General features: G+C 71.4%; 15 protein-coding genes. 4 read left to right on the top strand and 11 right to left on the bottom strand.

The features are described from left to right. Positions 1-9 precede the first annotated feature (9 nt). From LMU33_RS10895 to LMU33_RS10880, 4 genes are read right to left on the bottom strand one after another with little or no spacing between them, the layout of a single operon-like run. On the bottom strand, positions 10-300 hold the full coding sequence (locus LMU33_RS10895) for a hypothetical protein (protein ID WP_228619543.1): 291 nt from the start codon (positions 298-300) through the stop codon (positions 10-12). A gap of 16 nt (positions 301-316) precedes the next feature. Then, the gene (glgC, locus tag LMU33_RS10890) at positions 317-1,537 is read right to left on the bottom strand and encodes a glucose-1-phosphate adenylyltransferase (RefSeq protein WP_228619541.1); all 1,221 of its coding nucleotides are present in this window, start codon (positions 1,535-1,537) and stop codon (positions 317-319) included. Between the two features lie 50 nt (positions 1,538-1,587). Next, positions 1,588-2,739 carry a glycogen synthase gene (glgA, locus tag LMU33_RS10885; RefSeq protein WP_228619538.1) on the bottom strand — a complete coding sequence of 384 codons (1,152 nt, stop codon included), beginning with the start codon at positions 2,737-2,739 and terminating at the stop codon, positions 1,588-1,590. 40 nt (positions 2,740-2,779) lie between these two features. After that, positions 2,780-3,529: a (2Fe-2S)-binding protein gene (locus LMU33_RS10880; protein WP_228619536.1), complete on the bottom strand. Its 750-nt coding sequence runs from the start codon at positions 3,527-3,529 to the stop codon at positions 2,780-2,782. A 228-nt stretch (positions 3,530-3,757) separates the two neighbouring features. Here LMU33_RS10880 and LMU33_RS10875 point away from each other — a divergent pair, with 228 nt between their 5' ends. Beyond that, positions 3,758-4,930: a DMT family transporter gene (locus tag LMU33_RS10875; RefSeq protein ID WP_228619534.1), complete on the top strand. Its 1,173-nt coding sequence runs from the start codon at positions 3,758-3,760 to the stop codon at positions 4,928-4,930. On the opposite strand, the gene LMU33_RS10870 is transcribed toward LMU33_RS10875, so the two are convergent. Then, positions 4,920-6,062: a transglycosylase family protein gene (locus LMU33_RS10870; RefSeq protein WP_228619532.1), complete on the bottom strand. Its 1,143-nt coding sequence runs from the start codon at positions 6,060-6,062 to the stop codon at positions 4,920-4,922. The two genes, LMU33_RS10875 and LMU33_RS10870, sit on opposite strands and share 11 nt — an antisense overlap. 272 nt (positions 6,063-6,334) lie before the next feature. On the opposite strand from LMU33_RS10870, the gene gnd reads away from it, so the two are divergent. Then, a complete protein-coding gene (gene gnd, locus LMU33_RS10865) occupies positions 6,335-7,774 on the top strand; it encodes an NADP-dependent phosphogluconate dehydrogenase (protein ID WP_228619531.1) in 1,440 nt (479 codons plus the stop codon). Positions 7,775-8,335: 561 nt separating this feature from the next. On the opposite strand, the gene panD is transcribed toward gnd, so the two are convergent. Further along, positions 8,336-8,755 carry an aspartate 1-decarboxylase gene (panD, locus tag LMU33_RS10860; protein WP_228619529.1) on the bottom strand — a complete coding sequence of 140 codons (420 nt, stop codon included), beginning with the start codon at positions 8,753-8,755 and terminating at the stop codon, positions 8,336-8,338. A gap of 655 nt (positions 8,756-9,410) precedes the next feature. Here panD and LMU33_RS10855 point away from each other — a divergent pair. Continuing rightward, the gene (locus tag LMU33_RS10855) at positions 9,411-12,314 is read left to right on the top strand and encodes a helix-turn-helix transcriptional regulator (protein WP_228619527.1); all 2,904 of its coding nucleotides are present in this window, start codon (positions 9,411-9,413) and stop codon (positions 12,312-12,314) included. Between the two features lie 116 nt (positions 12,315-12,430). Beyond that, the gene (locus LMU33_RS10850; RefSeq protein ID WP_228619525.1) at positions 12,431-14,062 is read left to right on the top strand and encodes a S53 family peptidase; all 1,632 of its coding nucleotides are present in this window, start codon (positions 12,431-12,433) and stop codon (positions 14,060-14,062) included. Here LMU33_RS10850 and LMU33_RS41935 read toward each other — a convergent pair. The 5 genes from LMU33_RS41935 to LMU33_RS10830 form a co-directional block, all read right to left on the bottom strand. Then, positions 14,004-14,675: a response regulator transcription factor gene (locus LMU33_RS41935; RefSeq protein ID WP_372477920.1), complete on the bottom strand. Its 672-nt coding sequence runs from the start codon at positions 14,673-14,675 to the stop codon at positions 14,004-14,006. The two genes, LMU33_RS10850 and LMU33_RS41935, sit on opposite strands and share 59 nt — an antisense overlap. A gap of 576 nt (positions 14,676-15,251) precedes the next feature. Continuing rightward, positions 15,252-16,934 carry an ABC transporter family substrate-binding protein gene (locus LMU33_RS10845; RefSeq protein WP_228619523.1) on the bottom strand — a complete coding sequence of 561 codons (1,683 nt, stop codon included), beginning with the start codon at positions 16,932-16,934 and terminating at the stop codon, positions 15,252-15,254. A gap of 52 nt (positions 16,935-16,986) precedes the next feature. Next, positions 16,987-19,071, bottom strand: a complete 2,085-nt coding sequence (locus tag LMU33_RS10840) for a dipeptide ABC transporter ATP-binding protein (protein WP_228619522.1) — start codon at positions 19,069-19,071, stop codon at positions 16,987-16,989. After that, complete coding sequence (locus LMU33_RS10835; protein ID WP_228619520.1) at positions 19,068-20,006, bottom strand: ABC transporter permease; 939 nt, start codon at positions 20,004-20,006, stop codon at positions 19,068-19,070. The genes LMU33_RS10840 and LMU33_RS10835 overlap by 4 nt, the downstream gene beginning before the upstream one ends. 1 nt (position 20,007) lies before the next feature. Next, entirely contained in the window at positions 20,008-20,991 is a 984-nt protein-coding gene (locus LMU33_RS10830; protein WP_228619519.1) for an ABC transporter permease, read from the bottom strand. Between the last annotated feature and the right edge of the window lie 271 nt (positions 20,992-21,262).

Here is a 21,262-nt window from a genome sequence, read left to right as displayed (position 1 = left end):
GTCCGACCCCTACCCCCCGCTGCCGGGCGGGTCCCAGGGATGTGGTTCCGGGACGACGTCCTCGAGCTCGATCAGATCCTCGGCCGCGGCATCCAGTTCCCGCCGGTCGTACTCCGTGAGGAAGGGAAACAGCGCTCCGCAGTCGCGGCAGGCGCGCCCGAGGGAGGCCACGAACTCCGGCCGGGGCTTGAACAACCCCGGTCGGCGGAACCTCAGCCGCAGCCGCTCGAACCGCCTCTCCCCCGAGGAGAGCTCACCGACCGGGCTCAGCCGGTCGGAACCGCATATGGCGCATCGCATGCCGCGGACCCTATCCCTAGGGCACCCGCTGCCCCTTCCCCAGGGCGATCACCCCGCCCTTGGACACGGTGTACAGCTCGGTGTCCCGTTCCGGGTTGACGCCGATGGTCGCGCCGGGCGGGACCTCGACGTTCTTGTCCAGGACGGCGCCGCGCACCACCGCTCCGCGGCCTATGCGCACGTTGTCGTGCAGCACCGAGCCCTGGACCACCGCGCCCGGGTCGACCCGTACGCCCGGGGAGAGGACCGACCGGGTGACCTGACCGCGGATCAGGCACCCCGCGCTGACGATGGACTCGCTCGCGATGCCACCCGCGCTGAAGCGGGCCGGGGAGAGCTGGCCCGAGTGGGTGTAGATGGGCCACTGGCGGTTGTAGAGGTTGAACGCGGGCCGCTCGGCGATGAGGTCCATGTGTGCCTCGTAGTAGGCGTCCAGGGTGCCCACGTCCCGCCAGTAGCCCTGGTCACGGGTGGTCTCGCCGGGCACGTGGTTCTCGCCGAAGTCGTACAGCTGGGCCTCGCCGCGCAGGGTGAGCTGGGGCAGGATCGAACCGCCCATGTCGTGCACCGACTGCTCGTCCTCGGCGTCCCGGTGCAGCGCCTCGATCAGGGCCTTGGTGGTGAAGACGTAGTTTCCCATCGAGGCGAAGACGGTCTCCGGGTCGTCCGCCAGGCCCGGCGGATCGGCGGGCTTCTCCAGGAAGCGCCGCACCGTGCGGCCGTCCGAACCCGGCGTGATCACCCCGAAGGACGAGGACTCCACGCGCGGCACCCGGATGCCGGCCACCGTCACGCCGGCCCCGCCGTCGATGTGCTGGGCGAGCATCTGCCGCGGATCCATGCGGTAGACGTGGTCGGCGCCGAACACGGCCACGTACTCGGGCCGTTCGTCATGGATCAGGTTCAGCGACTGCAGGATCGCGTCGGCGCTGCCCAGGTACCAGCGCGGGCCGAGCCGCTGCTGGGCCGGGACCGGTGTGACGTAGTTGCCGAGCAGGCTGGACATCCGCCAGGTGGTGGTGATGTGCCGGTCCAGCGAGTGCGACTTGTACTGGGTCAGCACGCAGATACGCAGCACGTCGGCGTTGACGAGGTTGGACAGGACGAAGTCGACGAGGCGGTAGGTGCCGCCGAAGGTGACGGCTGGTTTGGCACGGTCGGCGGTCAGCGGCATCAGCCGCTTGCCCTCGCCGCCCGCCAGTACGATCCCGAGTACGGAAGGCCCTCCACGACGCATGGCCGCTCCCCTCACCCTGGTTGAACCATGGCTGCCCCGACCGGACGGGACTAAGCCTGCTTGAGGATCTCCTCGTACAGCGCGGTCGTGCGCCGGGCCACCGCGTCCCAGCCGAACTCCCCCACCGCGCGCTCCCGTCCGGCCTCCCCCATCCGCCGGGCCGCCTCCGGGTCGCCGAGGACGGCGTCCAGGGCACCCGCGAGACGCGTCTCGAACTCCTCGTCCACGTCGACCAGCACACCGGTGCGGCCGTCGTCCACGACCTCCGGGATCCCCCCGACCCGGGAGGCCACGACCGGGGTGCCGCAGGCCATCGCCTCCAGGTTGACGATGCCGAGGGGTTCGTACACCGACGGGCAGACGAACACGGCCGCCCGGGTGAGGAGTTGGACCACCTCGGGGCGCGGCAGCATCTGCGGGATCCAGAACACACCCGCGCGGATGCGGCCCAGCTCCTCGAACAGATCGCGGAACTCGCGGTCGATCTCGGGGGTGTCGGGGGCGCCCGCGCACAGCACGACCTGGACGCCCGGGTCGATGTCCCGTACCGCGCGCAGCAGATGGGGCACGCCCTTCTGGCGGGTGATGCGGCCGACGAACAGGACGTACGGGCGGGCGGGGTCGATGCCGTGCCGGGTGAGGGCGTCGGTGCCGCGGTCGGGCCGGTAGAGGTGGGTGTCGATGCCGTTGTGCACGACGTGCACCCGGTCCGGGTCGAGCGCCGGGTAGCAGGCAAGGATGTCCTCACGCATGGCGCCGGACACGGCGATCACCGCGTCGGCGGCCTCGACGGCGGTGCGTTCGGCCCAGCTCGACAACGCGTATCCGCCGCCCAGTTGCTCGGCCTTCCAGGGCCGCAGCGGCTCCAGCGAGTGGGCGGTGAGCACGTGCGGGACGCCGTACAGGAGTTTGGCGAAGTGACCGGCGAGATTCGCGTACCAGGTGTGGGAGTGGACGAGTTCGCGGCCTTCGAGGGCGGCGGCGATCGACAGGTCCACGGAGAAGGTACGCAACGCGTCGTTGGAGCCGTCGAGCGCGGACCAGGGGCGGTGGCGTACGACGCCCACGCCGCGGCCCTCGCCCCAGCAGTGCACCTCCAGGTCCACCAGGGAGGCCAGCTCCCGGGCCAGGAACTCCACATGGACACCGGCGCCGCCGTACACGTCCGGGGGGTACTCCCGGGTCAGCAGTCCCACACGCACCTGACAACCCCCTTGTACCTGCGGCAGGTTCCCTTCATGGTCACCCAGAAGCCGCTCCTGGGGAAGAGCGCGGCGGCCGGGTGAAGCAACAGTCGCCGCAGACCCCGCCGCCGGGCACTCGGTAGTACAGGCAGCAGCTGCGGCGGCGGAAGGCGGTGCCGGCGCGGGTGCCGGTGGTGCGCAGGAGGGGGTGCGCGAACAGTGCGTCCGTCAGGGCGCGGACCCGTCCGGCCACGTCCGTACGGTCGTGCGCGCGGGCCCAGTGGTCCAGTTGCCGGGCCGTCCCGGCGAGCGCTGAGCCCGCGTTGCCCCACAGCAGTCCGGGGGCGCTGCCGTAGCCGGTGCTCAGGGCCTGCGCCAGGGGTTCCAGGTGTCCGTGCAGCACGGCGGCGGCCAGGCCGGCGGCGTCGCCGGGCCGCGGGCGCAGCTCGGTCAGGTACAGGTCGTCGGGGGCGGAGGCGAGCGGGTCCCAGCGCAGCAGGCACGGGTCGAGGTCGGGCAGCCGGCCGTATAGGGCGGCGCAGCCGAGGGCCGCCGACCACAACCGGGCGGCCAGGCCCTGCTGGGCGATGGAGGCTGCCACCCGTGGCTCGCGGGTGCCGAGCCGGTCCGCGACCACCGCCACCCGCACCGCCAACGGGTCCGACGTCACCCGTTCGTAGGTCTCGGCGAGGGTCGGCAGTTGCCCGGGATCGGGTCCGCCGGCGGGTCCGGGCGGGCCCGGAACCGTACGCAGGACGAAGAAGCCGCCGAGCGGGCGGAGGACGGCGAGAGCGGGGTCGAGGTCCACAATGAGTACTGCTACCAGGCGCGTTCCCCGGGCCCTGCACGGGGTGTCCGTCTCGCGTCACCCGCCGCGAGGATGATCGCGCGACGGGTGTACTCCATCGGCAGTAGGACGCATTGCGTGCTTAGGGACGACGACGGGAAGAGGGCGGCCGGGCAGAGTGTTGGCCATGGAAGCCGACCGTACGTCGCGCTGGGCTCAGGGCCCCCGCCGCCCGCACAGGAGACGCCGATGAGCGCCCTCGCCTTGTCCGTGCTGCTCTCGTTCGTGTCCGCCCTCGCCTACGCGGCCGGCGCGATCGTGCAGGAGCAGGTGGCGCTCTCCTCCCCCGGCAGCGCGTACCTGCCGCTGCGGCGGCCCGGCTGGTGGGGATCCCTGGCGCTGAACGGTCTCGGCGGGGTGCTGCACGTGGTGGCGCTGGCCTACGGCCCGCTCAGCCTCGTGCAGCCGCTCGGCGCGCTGACCATCGTGTTCGCCCTGCCCATGGCGGCGCTGTGCGTCGGCCGCGCGGCCGGGACGACCGCCTGGCGCGGCGCGGTCATGGCCACCGCGGGCCTCGCCGGGCTGCTGGCCCTGGTCGGCTCCTCCGACAGCCACTCCCTCGACGCGGCCCAGCGGGTGGCGGTGGCCCTGGTCACGGGCGGCGCGGTCGTGGCGCTGATGTGCGGGGGCAGGGCCGCGCACCGGCACCCGGCGGTGCGCAGCGTGCTGCTCGCCACCGCCTCCGGCATAGCGTTCGGCATGTCGTCGGTGTTCACCAAGACCGTCGCCGTCGACTGGACGCACGGCATCGACCTGGACGACCTGCCGTCCCTCGCGGTGATCGCCCTGTTCGCCGTCGCCGGCGTCCTGGTGTCGCAGGCCTCCTACCGGGGCGGTGGCCTCGCCGCGCCGCTGGCCACGCTCACCGTGGTCAACCCCGTGCTGGCGGCCGCCGTCGGCATCCTGATGTTCGGCGAGACGTTCCGCTACGGCGGCGCGGGCACCGCGCTCGCCGTGAGCTGCGGGGCGGTCGCTGCGGGCGGCCTGATCATGCTGACGACCGAGCGGATCGAGCGGGCCGAGCCGCCCGTCCTGCCGGACGGCGGCCCGGAACCGGTCTCCGCCGCGGAAAGGTTCCCGGACATGCCCCAGCAGCGACGGGCGGCGGCACAGACCGAGCCGGGGCGGGGCGTTCCCGGGGCCGACGGCGCGTCCGACGCGCCGGTGCTGCGGGAGATGATCGTGCCGGGCCCGGGCGACGGCCTGGTCCCAGGACCGCGCCGCGGCCCGGTTCCGGGACCGGGTGGCTGCGGCGAACCGCCGGAGGTCCGCTCGCTCCCCGCGTCGTACCTCGCGCTGCCCGCGTGCGTCGGGGCACCGCTGCCGGTCCTCGACGCGCACGGCACGTGCCTCAGATCCTGACGCCGCCGGCCCGCAGATAGGCGAGCGGGTCGATGTCCGTACCGAAGCCGGGTCCGGTCCGCACCTCGAAGTGCAGGTGCGGACCGGTGACGTTCCCGGTGGCTCCGGAACGGCCGATGCGCTGGCCCGCGGCGACGTTCTGCCCGATCCGCGCCGAGATGGCCGACAGGTGGCCGTACTGGGTGTAGCGGCCGTCGGCGTGCCGGATCACCACCTGGTAGCCGTAGGCGCCGCCCCACCCCGCGGCCACCACCTGCCCGGCCTCCGCGGCCTGCACGGAGGTGCCGGTCGGCACGAGGAAGTCGACGCCGGTGTGGTAGCCCTTCGACCAGTGCGAGCCGGCCACGCGGTACCCGGTGCCGATGGGCGCGTCGACCGGGGGGACGAGGGTACGGCCGGTGCTCTTGGTGGTCCTGGTCCGGTGCGGTGCGGTCCGGTGCTCCGAAGGGTCCTTCTTCTCGGGGGACTTGGTGCCGGCGACGGCCGTACCGCGCAGGCTGAGCCGCTGGCCCGGCAGGATCAGGTCGGGATCGGCGCCGACCGTCGTGCGGTTGCGGGCGTACAGCCCGCGCCAGCCGCCGCGGACGTGGTGCTCGTCGGCGATGCCGGAGAGGGTGTCGCCGTGCACCACGGTGTACATCTCGGCCCGGCCCGCGCGGGACTGCGGGGTGGTGTGCGCCTGTACGTCCTTCAGCGCGGCGCTCTTCGCGGGGCGCACGGTGGTGCTGTCGGTGTGCACGCCGGGGTCCGCGTCCCCCCGGGTGAGCCCGGCCCGCACCGAGCAGACCGGCCAGGCGCCCGGCCCCTGCCCGTCGAGGACCTTCTCGGCGACGGCGATCTGCTGGTCCCTGGTCGCTTGGTCGGCGCGCGGGGCGTACCGGGTGCCGCCGTACGCCTCCCAGGTGGACTGGGTGAACTGCAGGCCGCCGTAGTAGCCGTTGCCCGTGTTGATGCTCCAGTTTCCGCTGGACTCGCAGGCGGCGACCTTGTTCCAGGTGGAGGCGTCGGCCGCGTCCGCCGCGCCGGCGGCGACCAGCGGGATCGCGAGGCCGGCGCCGCCCGCCGTGACCGTGAGTGAGGCGCGGTTGATCCTGTTCGGCTGGTACCGGCGATGCCGGCCGCGTACGGCCATGTCCGAATTCCCCTCGGCATGCGTCAGGAGGGGGCAAAAGTAAGCGCCGCGAACAGGCCATGACAAGACGGAAAACCGGCCTCCCGCACCGCCCAAGTGGCCGGGAACGGCCCCCGCTTGGCCCGGATCGCCGGAGACTGAGGCCGAGGGCGGCATGCGCACGTACAAAGGCGTGGCGGGTCGGATGTGCGCTCGCCGTGACGGCACGCAAGGATGGGCGAGGACCCGTACTGACGGAGCCGTAGTCACGAGGCAGCTAGGGAGCAGGCGGTATGAGCACTTCAGCGCAGATCGGTGTCACGGGCCTCGCGGTCATGGGCCGCAACCTCGCCCGGAACTTCGCCCGCAACGGCTACACGGTCGCCGTGCACAACCGTACGGCGTCGCGGATGAAGGCGCTGGTGGAGGAGTTCGGGAACGAGGGTGACTTCATCGGGGCCGAGACCGCCGAGGAGTTCGTGGCGGCGCTGGAGCGCCCGCGCCGCCTGGTGATCATGGTGAAGGCGGGCGAGCCGACGGACGCGGTGATCCAGGAGTTCGCGCCGCTCCTGGAACCCGGCGACATGATCATCGACGGCGGCAACGCGCACTTCGCGGACACCCGGCGCCGGGAGCGGGAGCTGCGCGAACGCGGCATCCACTTCGTCGGCACGGGTATCTCCGGCGGCGAGGAGGGCGCGCTTCACGGGCCGAGCATCATGCCGGGCGGCTCGACGGAGTCGTACGCGTCGCTGGGCCCGATGCTGGAGAAGATCTCCGCGAAGGCGAAGGACGGCGCGCCCTGCGTGACGCACTGCGGTCCCGACGGCGCCGGTCACTTCGTGAAGATGGTCCACAACGGCATCGAGTACGCCGACATGCAGCTGATCGGCGAGGCCTACCAGTTGCTGCGCGATGTCGCCGGGTACTCCCCCGCCGAGATCGCGGAGATCTTCCGTACGTGGAACACGGGCCGTCTCGACTCGTACCTCATCGAGATCACGGCGGAGGTCCTGTCCCACGTGGACGCGGCGACGGGCAAGCCGTTCGTGGACGTGGTGGTCGACCAGGCCGAGCAGAAGGGCACCGGCCGCTGGACCGTCCAGATCGCGCTGGACCTGGGCGTTCCGGTGTCCGGCATCGCCGAGGCCGTCTTCGCGCGCTCGCTGTCCGGTCACGCCAAGCTCCGCGAGGCCTCGCAGGGGCTGGCGGGCCCGAACGCCGTGCCGCTGGGCAAGGAGGAGGCGGCCGCCTTCGCGGACCGGGTGGAGCAAGCGCTGTACGCGTCCAAGATCGTGTCGTACACGCAGGGCTTCCACGAGATCGCCGCGGGCAGCGAGGAGTACGGCTGGGACATCGACCTGGGTGCGGTGGCCTCGATCTGGCGGGGCGGCTGCATCATCCGGGCCGCGTTCCTGGACCGGATCCGCGCCGCGTACGACGCCCGCGCCGATCTGCCGAGCCTGCTGTCGGACGAGACCTTCGCGCGCGAGATCGCCGAGGCGCAGGACGACTGGCGGGAGGTGCTGATCGCCGCGACGCGGCAGGGCGTGCCGACGCCCGGCTTCGCGGCGGCGCTGGCGTACTACGACGCGCTGCGGGCGCGGCGCCTGCCGGCGGCTCTGACGCAGGGGCAGCGGGACTTCTTCGGGGCGCACACGTACCGGCGGGCGGACCGGGAGGGTTCGTTCCACACCTTGTGGGGCGGGGATCGGTCGGAGGTGTCCGCCTGAGGCGTTCGCCTGGGGGCGGGGGAACTCGCGGCCGGCGTGTGGGGTGCGTCGCGGCTGGTCGCGCCCACGCGGCGGAGCCGCATGTCGACAGGGCCAGGCTCCCCTTCGGGGCGCATGTGTGCCCGGCGCTGTCAGGTGAGGGGCGGGCCCGGCTCGGGGTTCGGTACGGGTTCCGGGCCCGGCGGAATCGGAGACGGTGACGGCTCCGGCGGGCCGGGGGCCGGGGGCGCCGGGGGTGGGGTCGGGTCGGGACCCGGGGGCGGTGGTGTGGGCTGGGGGCCCGGCGGGGGTGGGGTCGGCTGGGGGCCCGGCTCGGGCGGGGGGACGGGGCTCGGGTAGGGATCCGGTGTGGTGGGACCCGGACCCGGTGTCTGCCCCGGGGGGACCGGGTGGAGATGCGGGTTCGTCATGGCGTCCTCCGGGCAGTCGCTGAACGTCGCCTCTGGACTACTCCCCCGCCTACCCGACCCCCGCGCGGCCACTCACCCGACAGGGCGAGCCGCCGCCCGCCCAGAGCCACGGGACGCCCTCGCACTCGGCGAGGGCGTCCGGCCTCGCGGCTCAGGCCCGGACGGCCTGCGGGCTGCGCTCCTGGTCCGTGCCGGGCACCGGCTCGGAGGGGTCGGCGCCGAGGGAGACGATCCGGTTGCCGGCGTCGACATGCACGACGCGCGGCTTCAGCTCCCGAGCCTCGGCGTCGGTGACCTGGGCGTAGCTGATGATGATCACCAGGTCCCCGGGATGCACGAGATGGGCGGCCGCCCCGTTGATCCCGATCACCCCGGACCCGCGCTCGCCCTCGATGACGTACGTCTCCAGCCGGGCGCCGTTGGCGATGTCCACGATGTGCACCAGCTCGCCCGGCAGCAGGTCGGCGGCGTCGAGCAGGTCGGCGTCGATGGTCACCGATCCCACGTAGTGCAGGTCGGCCTGGGTGACGGTGGCGCGGTGGATCTTGGACTTGAACATGGTACGAAGCACGGAGAGACTCCCGGTTTGTCTGCTCCCTGCCTGCCTTTGCAGGTCAAGGGCGGTCTTCGGAGGCTACATCGTTTCTCGTGTCCGGTCAGCCGTCGCCAGGTGTATGAGGACGCTCACCGACCCGTTGCCGACCTTTCTGACGCCGGCCGGTCACATTACGCACCGGCGTCACGGGATCTCGCACGCTTTCCGCTCCGGTCGACGTCGAGCGCCTGGTGACCGACAAGAGGCTGTCACACGCGGACTGGAATGCGGGTCCGGCGGGCGCCGGTGCCGACTGGCATGACCGCTGCGGATCCCCCCCCAGGCGATCGAGCCCCCGTGCGACCGCGACGGCTTCCTCATCGAACTGGAGCAAGTCGCGGTGGCCGCAAGGTTCCCTGCCTTCGTACGGGCCGGTCTCGACCACGGCGGGCAGTGGACGCCGGTCGTCCGTCGGTCACGCCGCGAGTTCGGGCCGTGCACGGCGCCGCGGGCCACGTGACAGCCCGCTATTGACAGGGCGAAGCCGCGCAAGTTGTCATGAACACATGATCCTGCCTCCCGGGGCCCGCTGCACTCGCCGTATCGATGGTTCCGCCCCCGGTGCCAGGTGTGCCCCCTCGCTGAAGGGATCGCGGACGAAAGCCACGGATGCCATGGATGGGCTGCTGCAGTGGAAGCACGGTCACTGACCGGGCGCCACGAGTTGTTCGACGCCGCCCGGGTCGAACTGACGACCCGTCCTGGAGTGCTCTTCCACGGCCCCCTGGGGATCGGCAAGTCCATGCTCGTGGCAGCGCTCACGGCGTCACTGACCGCGCACGCCCCGTCGGCCGGCACGGTGCTGCACTGCTCGCCCGCGGAGGAGGACGCCCGGCTCCCGTTCGTCGGTCTCATCGACCTGTTCGCAAAGGTGCCGGAGAGCCGCCTGGAAACCCTCGCGCCCGAAGCCCGTGCGGCGCTGAGGGCAGCCCTGCTGCGTGGCACGGAACCGACGGACGACCGCGGCCGTCTCGCTGTGCGCCTCGCGTTCCTCGAGGTACTGCGCACGCTGGCCGCCGCCGGCCCCGTCCTGCTGGTCCTCGACGGCCTGCAGTGGCTCGATGAGTCCTCCGCGGAAGTGCTGGCCTTCGCCGTACGCCGCCTCGACGGCCTGGACGTACGGGTGGTCGCCGCCGAGCGGGTGGCGGACGGTGAACAGCCCGAGCGACTGCGCTGCTGCCCGCCGGGCACCACCGAACTCCCGGTGCCGTCGCTGACGGACGACGAGGTGGCCCGCCTCGTGCGCGCCGGCACCGGCGCCGAGCTGCCACCCGATGTCCTGCGGGCGATCCAGGACACCGCCGGCGGAAACCCTTTGTACGCACTGGAGTTGGGGCGAGCGGTCGCCCTGCGCGGCACGGCGCCCAGGACCTTCGGCCCGGTGTTGTCCGTGCCCCGAAGACTGCGCACCCTGCTGCTGGACCGGGCGCGCACCCTGCCGGAGACGGCGCGGCGCACGCTCCTGGTCACGAGCGCCGCCGCCCGTCCCGACCTCACCGTGCTGCGTGCAGCCGGCCTCGCCGATCCCGCCGCGGACCTGGCGGAGGCCGAACGACTCGGTGTGACGGCGACCGACGCCGACGGAACCATACGTTTCCGGCATCCGCTGCTCCGGGCCGCCGTCTATGCCGACGCCTCGGAGCACGACCGCCGGCACGCGCACACGCTGCTGGCCCGCGCGACCGACGAGCCCGTCGAACAGGCCCGCCACCTCGCCCACGCATGCCCGCATCCGGATGAGGACACCGCCCGGACCCTGATGTCCGCGGCGGAGTCCGCGCGCCGCGACGGCGCGCTCGGCGCCGCCTGCGAACTGGCCGGGCTCGCCGCCCGTCGTACCCCCGGCGACCGGCCCGCCGACCGGGATGACCGGCGGCTGGCCGCGGCGGAGTACGCGTGCGACGCCGGGCAACTGGACGAGGCGGCCGAAGCCGCAGAGACGGTCCTCGCCGCATCAGGTTCGGCACGCCGTCGGGTGCGGGCCCGGCTGATCCTGCTGCGCAACGCCGGGCAGGCGCTGGAGGGTGCCCATGCGCTCATCCAGGAAGGCCTCCGGGACGCCGTCGGCGATCCAGAGGCCGAGGCCTGGCTGCACAACTGGGCGGCCGTACGCGGCCTGTTGTGCGGGGAGTTGGAGGAGGCGGCCGGGCACGCCCGGCGCGCTGAGCGGCAGGCGGCCCTGGCGGGCGACACGGAGACCCGCATCGGCGCGCTCGCCACTTACGCCCGGGTGCGGTCCCTGGCCGGCGAACCGGTCGCGGCGGATGCCGCGCTGGGGGAGGCACTCGCCCTGGCCGGCGGCGCCGACGGAGGTCCGCAGAGTTGGCGGCTGATCCGGATGCGGGCGATCCTCGCCCTGGACGCCGACAGGGTGGCCGAGGCAACAGAGCAGGTCGCCGAACTCCTGCGGTTCATCGAGGAGTTCGCGGGGGTCGAGGAGGTCATGGCGACACTGGTGTCGCTGACCCGGATCCAGGTGCGGGCCGGAGACTGCCGCGAGGCACTGTACACCGCCGCGCGCTGCTCGGGCCCCACGGCCCAGGCGGCTCCCGCGCTGTACGCGGCCGCGCTGGCGGCCACCGCGGGCGGCACCGCCGAGAAGGCCCGGCAGCTGGCCGAGCAGGCGGTACGCGCCTCGGAAGCCGACGGCGACCGGCTGTTCCTGCTGCGCGCGCTGGCCGTGCTCGGGCAGGCCGGACTGCTCGCCGGGGACCCGCAGGGGGCTGCCTCTGCGGTCGAGGCGCTGCAGCGCGTAAGAGAACTCGGCAACGCCATGTGTGCCGCCGACCCGCCCCTGCTGCACTGGTACGGCGACCTGGCCGAAGCCCTGGTCCTCCTCGGCGAGACGGACGAGGCCGGGACCGTCGTCCGAGAGGCTTACGCCCGGGTGACCGCTGATACGCCCGGCAGCGTGCTGGCGGCTCTTGAACGGGCGGAAGGACTGCGCGAGGCGGGGATCGGCCGGGCCAAGGAGGGGGCGGCGGGGCTGCGTGCCGCCGTGGACCGGCTACGTCGACTGCCCCTGCCCGTCGAGCTGGTGCGCACGCTGATCGCGCTCGGCGCGGTCGAGCGCCGCTCGCGCCGCAGGAGCGCGGCCCGGGCGGTTCTCGGCGAGGCACTTCAGATCGCCACCCGGATCGGCGCCGCTCCGCTGGCGGCGCGGGCCAGGGAGGAGCTGTCACGGCTGGACGCCGCGGACCGAGGCGGTGAGGCGGGCGCGGGCGGACCCGAACTCACCCCCTCCGAGGCCAGGATCGCCGAGCTGGTCGGGGGCGGGGCCACCAACCGGGAAGTCGCAGCCAAGCTGTTCATCAGCGTCAAGACGGTGGAGGGGACCCTGTCGCGGGTCTACCGCAAGGTCGGGGTCCGCTCGCGCACCGCGCTCGCCCACGCGATGGCGGTCGCAGTCCTCGCCTCCGGGGCGGCCGTCGACTCCGGCAACAGCGGCCAAACGGATGTCCTGGCCGGCCGTGACGGTGAGTCGGCCCAGCCGTACACAGGCCCGCAGTGCTCTCGGCACACGCCGTTGACGTGACATCGGTTGTTAACACATCAAGCAAGGGTTCCCCCGCTTATGGGGGTGGGGCCGGCGTTTCTACGGTGAAGTCGTTCCGCTTCCGGAACAACTCCCCCACTCCCCGGAGGACTTCAGTGAAGTCACGTCTGAAACTGGTCGGTCTCGTCGCCGCGCCGGCCCTGATCACCGCGGTCGTCCCCGCAGCCTATGCCGCGAACGGCGCGCAGCCCCACGCGAACCGTGCCGCCATCGCCGGAGACGTCCTGCCGGGTCTGAAGCAGAACGCCACCCGCACCGGGAAGGTCGCGGCCGGCAAGCGCATATCGGTGGCGATCAGCCTGATTCCCAGAGGCGGCGGGGCACTTGACTCCTTTGTCACCAAGGTCAGTGACCCGCGCTCGAGTTCGTACGGCCACTACCTGACGAAGCGGCAGTTCGCCGCCCGCTTCGGCCGGACCGACGCCGAGATCAAACAGCTCAAGGACTACCTGCGCGCCCACGGCCTGACCGTCGGCACCGTCCACTCGGGCAACCTGCTGGTCGACGCCAGTGGTACCGCCGCCCAGCTGGAGAACGCCTTCGGCGCCAGGCTGTCGACCTGGAAGGACACCACGACGGGGCGTTCCTTCTACGCCAACGACAGCGCGCCCACACTGCCGACCGCCATCGCCTCCCTCGTCAGCGACGTGGCAGGCCTCAACAACCGTGTCCAGCTGCACCACCAGGCGACGCCACATACCGTCAACCCGCACAACGGCCCGGGCGGCGGCTACACCCCGGCCCAGCTCAAGGGCGGCTACAACGTCTCCGGCACGTACTCCGGCAGCGGCCAGAAGATTGCGCTGCTCGAGTTCGACGGCTTCCAGCAGTCCAACATCACCGCGTACGACAACTACTACGGGCTGGGTTCGCCCACCCCGACCGTGCAGAAGGTGGACGGCGGCTCCGGCGCGCTCGGCGACGGCCAGGTCGAGGTCGAACTGGACATCGAGGTCCTGCACGCCATCGCCCCCAAGGCGAACGTCACCGTGTTCGAGGGCCCCAACTCCGACGCCGGCGAGGTCGACACCTACCAGGCCATCGTCGACAGCGGTATCCCGACCACCTCGATCAGCTGGGGCGCCGCCGAGAGCGCCCGCACCACCTCGGGCATCAACGCGGTCGACGCCGTCTTCAAGGCCGGCGCCGCCCAGGGCCTCGGCTTCTACGCGGCCTCCGGAGACGACGGTTCCGACGACGCGGGCGACGGCGGCACGTCCGTGGACTACCCGGCCAGCGACCCGTACGTCACCGGCGTCGGCGGCACCAGGCTGACCGTCACCTCGTCCAACACCTGGAGCAGGGAGGTGGCCTGGTCCGGAGGCGGTGGCGGCAAGTCCTCCGTCTTCAAGATCCCGAGCTGGCAGACGGCGGTACAGAAGAACGCCGGCGGCGGCTACCGCCAGGTGCCTGACGTCTCGGCCCACGCCAACCCCAGCCCCGGCGTCTCCATCTACTCGCAGGGTTCCTGGAGCTCGGTCGGCGGCACCAGTGCCGCCGCACCCGAGTGGGCGGCGTTCGCCGCCCTGTACAACCAGCAGGCCGCGGCGGCCGGCAAGGCCAGACTCGGCTTCGCCAACCCCGCCCTCTACTCCGCGAGCGGCACCGGCTTCCACGACATCACCAGCGGCAGCAACGGAGCCTACTCCGCGGCCACTGGCTGGGACTTCACCACCGGCTGGGGCTCGTACAACGCCGCGACGCTGGCGAGCAAGCTGCTCGGCTGACGACCGGCGGCTGACGACCGACCGTCGCAGCGCGGGCCGGCGGTGATCCCCGGCCCGCGCTGCGACGTGACGTCGAAATCCAAGTACGCCCGGCCAGGTGCTCACCGCCCGGCTGTGCGCCCACCCTCGGTCCGTGCGGCGCCCACGGCGCGATCTGTGTGCGGGAGCTCAGGCCCTGCTTTTTACGGATCTTGTCCAGATGCGTGGCGACCGTGTGGACCGAAAGGCCGAGCCGGTCGGCGATCTGCCGGTCGGTCAGCTCTTCGGCGACGAGTTCGGCCACCGTGGACTCCCTTGCGGTGAGCACCCTGGCGAACTCCGGCGTCAGCCGGGTCTTGCCCACACCGCCCGAACCGGTCAGCGTGAGCAGGCGCGAGCTCCTCAGGAGGGTGCGCAGGCCCGACAGCTCGTGCCGCCGGCCGACGAAGGAGTCGAGCGCCGGCGGCAGAACGCTCCCACCGGCCGTCGGGACCGCAGGCGTGGCACCCTCAGCCGCCCGTCGCCGCCGCGCCCGCTGCCGGCAGGCGCTGGAGCAGTACCGAGCCGGCCGACCCCCGTGCGGCCTCACGATCAGCGCCGCACCGCACACATCGCATGTTCGACTCCGGCTCATCCCCGATTCCCGGCCGCACCGCCCCGGAACGAAACCATCGCCTTCAGCCATGTGTCTCGACACAGGCCGCACCGGGCGGCTTCGGCGGGAGCGGAGCGGCCAACGTTCACCCTGCGAGGGCCGACACCGTGGCGGACATCCCCCACCACAACACCGCGCAACCGCAGGGCGCCCCCGAGCCGTCGGACCTTTCCGCGGGTGCCACCCGCAGGTCCGTCGCAGCCGCCCTGGGCGGCGCCGCCCTCGCCGTGACCGCGGTGGGTCTCGCCGCCACGCAGGCGACCGCCGCCACCGGGCACCAGACCGCGGCCCGCGCGCGCCGTCCCCGCGTCGCGTCCGTGACGATCCGGCATCAGCAGGAGGGCCGGTCGCCAGCCCGTGCCCCCGCCCGGCTCCGTCGGGAGGAGCGTCTCCGGCGGATGCTTCGGGCGCAGGTGTGCGATCGCGCTCGGAGGACGGTGCAGCGGGCTGGTCTTGCGGGTGCCGGAGGTCGGCGCACGCATGGCGGCAGCGGACACGACGGCACAGGTTGCCCATGGCCTTCTGCCTGTCCTACGGCACTGTCCCGCGGCGTGGCTACTTCTCCCAGCCCACCGTCTCCGGGAGCGGGTTGTAGAAGATGGTCGCGCCGACGTTGGCGAGGCCCTTCTTCACGCCGTAGGTCGAGGGGCCGCTGAACAGGGGGAGGAAGGCGTACTCCTGGAGCGCCTTCCGCTCGACCTGGTCGGCCGCCGCGGCCTGCTTGCCGAGGTCGGCGATCTTGCCGGTGGCACGGATCTCCGTATCCAGCGCGGGCGAACCCGCACCGGTGATGTTGGAGTCGCGGTCGGAGCAGTAGAAGTCGCACAGGTAGCGGGCGCCGAACGGGTCCATCGAGCGGTTGCCCGACAGGAACAGATCGAACTTGCGGTCGCTGAGGATCTTGGAGAAGTCCGCCTCGTCGGCCTTCCTGATGTCGAGGCGGATGCCCACCGGTTTCAGCATCGCCGCGAAGGCGCCGGCCGTCGCCTTGTCCAGCGGGTCGTCGCCGAGGAGGGTGTAGCCGACTTCGAGCTTCTTGCCGTTCCTGACCCGTACGCCGTCGCCCCCGGGCTTCCAGCCCGCCGCGTCGAGTGCCTTCCTGGCGTCGTCCGGCGCGTACTTCAGCACGGCCGAGAGGTTGTCCTGGTAACCCTTCTGGAAGCTGTAGAGGATGGCGGAACCGGGCAGCGGCTCCTTGTAGTCCAGGCCCTGGAACCGGATCTTCGCGATCTGCGTGCGGTCGATGCTCTCCTCGATGGCCTTGCGTACGGTCTTGTCGGCGAGGGCGGAGGACCTGGTATTGAAGTAGAGCGAGTACTCGAAGGGGCTTCCGCCACTGCGGATCTCCGTGCCTTGGAGCCCCTTGATCTGCTTGAGGCTCTCGGCGTCGACCGCGGAGACGTAGTCGAGTTGCCCGTTCTTGAAGGCGTTGATCGCCGCGGTTGATTCCAGGTTGACGTAGACGCGTTTGTCGAGCTTGCCCTTCCTGCCCCACCACTTCGGGTTACGGACGAACGTGATGTCGCCCGAGTGGGTGTCCCACTTGCCGACGGTGTACGGCCCCGCGCCCCACTCCGGGTGGGCCTTCTTGACGTAGGCGTTGTTGAAGTTCTGCACCGTCGCGGCCTTGGGGTGCAGGAAGGTGGTGAACAGGCTCGACCAGGAAGGGTTCACTCCCCTGAAGGTGATCACGGCCTGCTTGGCGCTCCTGCCCTTCTCGACCGAGGTGATCTGGTCGTAGCCGTCCGTGGAGGAGGCGGCGTAGGCCTTGTCGGAACCGTTGTCGGCCTTCCACGTGGCCTTGATCGCGGTCCAGTCGATGGGTGTGCCGTCGTTGAAGACGGCCTTGGGGTTGATGGTCAGCGTGACCTTCTGGTTCCCGCCTTCCACAGAGACCTTCACATCGCTGAAGTAGTCCGGGTTGTACTGCACTTCACCGGTCGGCGAGTAGGTGATCGCGTCCGCGTTGTACCAGGCCCAGATACGGGACGCCATCAGCGTGGCATTGACGTTGAACGGGTTGCCCTGGTCGTCGAAGGTCCCGACCGTGGTGTACGTGCCTCCCTCCTTGATCCGGTCGTACGGCGTGGGGTTGTAGTCGGCGACGGACGATGCGGCCGAGGGGGTGTTCTTCGCGTCCGACTGCGCGGAGTCCTTCCCTGATGAGGACTGGCACGCGGTGGCGGTGACGGAGATGGCGGCGATCAGAACGACGGGCAGGGCCAGTCTCGTGCGCATGATGGAAGGTTCCTTAGAACTCGGTGAGGGACAACGTCGCCAGGGCCGGTGTTCAGACGCCGTGGCAGGCGTACCGATGGCCGGGGTGCCCGGCCACAGAAGTCGGCACGGGGGGCTCCGTGCGACAGCGGTGCCGCAGCTCCTCGTCGGCAAGGCGGTACAGCGGGCAGCGGTCGACGAAGACACACCCCGCGGGCATGCGCGCGGCGTTCGGCTGCTCACCCTCCAGCACGACGCGTTCGCGGGTGCGTTCCCGCTCGGGGTCGGGTATCGGGATCGCCGACAGCAGCGCACGGGTGTAGGGATGCTTCGGATCGGAGAAGATCGCCTCGGTGTCCCCGGTCTCGACGATGTGCCCCAGGTACATCACCGCGATGCGATCGGAGATGTACCGGATCACGGCCAGATCGTGGGCGACCACGAGGTAGGCGAGTCCGAGTTCCCGCTTGAGCCGCGCCAACAGGTTGATCACCCCGGCCTGCACGGAGACGTCCAGGGCGGAGAGCGGTTCGTCGAGCGCGAGCAGCTTCGGCTCGGTCGCCAGGGCACGGGCGATACCGATCCGTTGGCGTTGGCCTCCGGACAGTGCGGCCGGGAAGCGGTCGGCGACCGAGTCGTCCAGGCCGACCAGGGTGAGCAGTTCGTGGACGCGTGCGCGGATCGACTCGCGATCACGCCCGATCGCCCGCAGGGGCTCGGCCAGCAGGTGGAAGACGGGCATGCGGGGGTCCAGGGCCCCCAGGGGGTCCTGCATGACGATCTGTACGTCCTGCCGCAGCTCGCGTGCGCGCGCACCGGATGCGACCGTGGCGACGTCGGTGCCGGAGATCTCGATCCGGCCGCCTTCGGGCCGTCTGAGCCGGAGGATCTCCAGCAGCGTCGTGGTCTTGCCGCTGCCGGACTCACCCACCAGGCCGAGCGTCTCGCCGGCGCGCAGTTCGAAGCCGACCCGGTTGACGGCGTGCAGCGTGCCGATCCGGCGCTTGAGGAGGGCACCTTTGGTGACCGGAAAGGTCTTGACGAGGTCCTCGACACGGAGCACCACCTCGCCGGCCTCGGCACGACGCGAGGGCGTTGGTCGGCCGACGCACGCGGCATCCCCCGTCGGGTCCAGGGATCCGTCCGCGATCTCGGCGGCGCGCAGGCAGGCCACGTGTCCGTGCCCGGTGACATGGCGCAGCTCCGGTTCGTCGGAGCGACACGCGTCGAGGGCGACGGCACAGCGGGGTGCGAAGGGGCAGCCGTCCGGGAGGCCCGCCAGGGCGGGTGGCTCCCCACCGATCGGGACCAGGGGACGGCGGGCTCCACTGTCCACGGTCGGCACGGCGGCCAGCAGCCGCGCGGTGTAGGGCATCGTCGGCCGACGGAAGAGTTCCTCGACGCCCGCGTGTTCCACGAACCGGCCCGCGTACATGACGGCGACATCGTCAGCGTGGCCCGCGACGACTCCGAGATCGTGTGTGATCAGGACGAGACCGGCGCCGGTCTCCTGCTGCGCCAGCCGCAGCACGTCGAGGATCTGGGCCTGCACGGTGACGTCGAGTGCGGTGGTGGGTTCGTCGGCCACGAGCACGGACGGCCTGTTGGCGATGGCCATGGCGATGACCACGCGCTGGCGCATGCCGCCGGAGAACTCGTGCGGGAAGGCGGCGGCCCGGCCGCGCGGGTCGGGGATGCCTACGAGATCGAGCAGTTGCACGGCTTGCTCCCAGGCCGCCCGCTTCGTCAGGTCCTGATGGACCCGCAGGGCGTCGGAGAGCAGCCTGCCCACCGAGAAGATCGGTGTGAGGGCGGACAAGGGGTCCTGGAAGACCATGCCGATGGAGTTGCCGCGGATCTTCGACAGCGCCCGGTCGTCGAGGCCGATGAGGTCCTGTCCGCCGAGCAGCACCTTGCCGCGCAGGTCGGCGGTGGGCGGCAGCAGACCCATGATGCCCATCGCGGTGGCCGACTTGCCCGAGCCGGATTCGCCGACGATGCAGAGGGTCCGGCCGGGCAGCAGGTCGAAGCTCACGCCGCGCACCGCCGCGACGGTTCCCGCCTCGGAGGGGAAGGAGATCCGCAGATCCCGCACGGAGAGGACGGGAACTGCGTCGGTGGGTGGTACCGGGGCGGGCAGCGGGATCGTGAGGGTCATCGGCGGCCTCCCGCCGAGCCGGTCACCGACGTGGGGTCGAGGGCGTCGCGCAAGCCGTCGCCGATGAAGGTCATCGACACGGTGAGCAGAACGACCAGCCCGGCGGGAAAGGCGAAGAGCCAGGGGGCGCTCGTGACGGTGCTCGCGCCGTCCGCGAGCATCGTGCCGAGAGAGACGTCCGGGGTCTGGACGCCGAACCCGAGGAACGAAAGGGCGGTTTCGCTGAGCACCGTCGCCACGACGCCGAGGGTCAGATTGACGATCAGCAGGGAGCCGAGGTTGGGGATGATGTGGCGGAAGATGATCCGCAGTGGACCGACTCCCATGAACTCGGCCGCCTTCACATAGTCCCGTTCGCGCAGTGAGGTCGATACGGACCAGATCACCCTCGCGGTGGACATCCAGCCGAACACGGTCAGCACGATGATGAGGACGCGCCAGTCGCCGGCCAGCCGGTGGGAGACCAGAGCGAGGATGAGGAACGAGGGGACGATCAGGAGGAAGTGGATGACGGCGAGGGTCACCCGCTCGACCCGGCCCCCGAAGTACGCGGCGCCGGTGCCGATGATCGCGGCCAGGACGATCGTCAGTGCCGACACGCTCACGGCGATCACCAAGGAGCGCTGGAGCCCGTGCACGGCACAGGCGTAGATGTCGTTGCCACCCTGGTTGGTGCCGAACCAGTGAAGGCTGCTCGGAGGCTGGGTGAGTGCGGTGAAGTCGGCGTCGGTGTACGCGTAGGAGGTGAATCGACCGCCGAAGGCTGCGAACAGCACCAGCAGCACGAAGATCACCACGCCGACGACGCCGAGGCGGTTGCGCTGGAAGCGCCGCAGATAGAGCCGGCCGAGACCGAGGTTCGAGTACTTCCGCGCGGTGGCCGCCGCTTCCGGAGTCTGCTCCGCGGTCGGACGGGCAGGCGCGTCGGTGGTCACGTCAGCTCACCCGCACTCTCGGGTCGAGGAAGACCGTGGCGATGTCCGCGAGGATCGCACCGATCGCGGTCAGGGCCGCGGCGAAGGCAGCCGTCGCGACCGCGCCGTGTACGTCGTTCTTGCTGATGGTCTGGATGAAGTAGCGGCCCATGCCGTTCCAGCCGAAGATCGTCTCCGTGATGACGGCACCGGTGAAGACGGCCGGGACGCTGAACGCCACGGATGCCGCCGTCGGGATGAGCGCGGCCCTCAGGGCGTGTCTGCGGATGGCCTGACTACGTGTGAGCCCGGTGGCCTGGGCGGTTCGCACGAAGTCGGCGTGGAGCGTGTCGAGCAGCAGCGAACGCTGCGTCAAGTGGTAGCCGACATAACCCATCAACGTGAGCGTCAGGGTCGGCAGGATCAGGTGCAGGAGGCGGTCACCGATCGTGGGGAGCAGTCCTTCGACGCCCGGCGAGTTCTCCCCGGCGACGTAGAGGAAGTGCAGCCCGGCGTGCTGGTTCAGCCAGATGGCGACGAAGACCACGGCGAGGGCGGCGACGGACGCGGGGATGTTGAACACCACGATGGACACCGCCTGCGACACCCGGTCGGCCCAGCCGTACTGCCGTGCGGCGGTGTAGACGCCGAGCGCGACGCCGAGTACGACAGACAGCACGGTCGCGATGACGACCAACTCCGCGCTGACCAGCGCCCGGTAGCCCACTTCGCCGTTGACGGAGACGCCGGTGGGGGACTTTCCCCAGTCGAAGCGCAGGGCCACCGAGGTCAGCCAGTCCCACCAGCGGTGCACCAACGGCACCCCGGGGTCCAGGTTGTACGGCGCGAGGGCCCGGTCGATCTGTGCCTCGCTGCGGACGGGCCGCAGTTCCTTGAAGTTCGACCGCGGATCCAGGAACCAACTGGCGAGGAAGTAGGTTGCGTTGGTCGCGACCACGATCATCGAAAGCCAGCCGAGCGCCTTGCGTGTCACATAGCGCACCACGCGCGGCACCTCCTCACCACACACGAGATGTGTGCCTCGGGAGCAGCGGAGAGACAGGTCGAATACATGCGCGGCGAAGCTTTCTGCGGGTACGGGAGGAAGGCATGGAGATGTACACGTCAGCTTGGTCCGTACTTTGCCGCGGCACCAGGTTTTGCCTGGCGACGCCACGAGGTCGACATGTTGCCGTAGCACACAGTCCGGAATACAGCGCAATTCGGATGATCCGGCTCGCCGAGAAGTGCCCAGGTGCGCCGCCGATCCTCCTTTC

Source organism: Streptomyces barringtoniae, assembly GCF_020819595.1.
Lineage (GTDB): Bacteria > Actinomycetota > Actinomycetes > Streptomycetales > Streptomycetaceae > Streptomyces > Streptomyces barringtoniae.
Note: the sequence above shows the minus strand (reverse complement) of the source record. Positions and strands in the feature narration are given on the sequence as shown.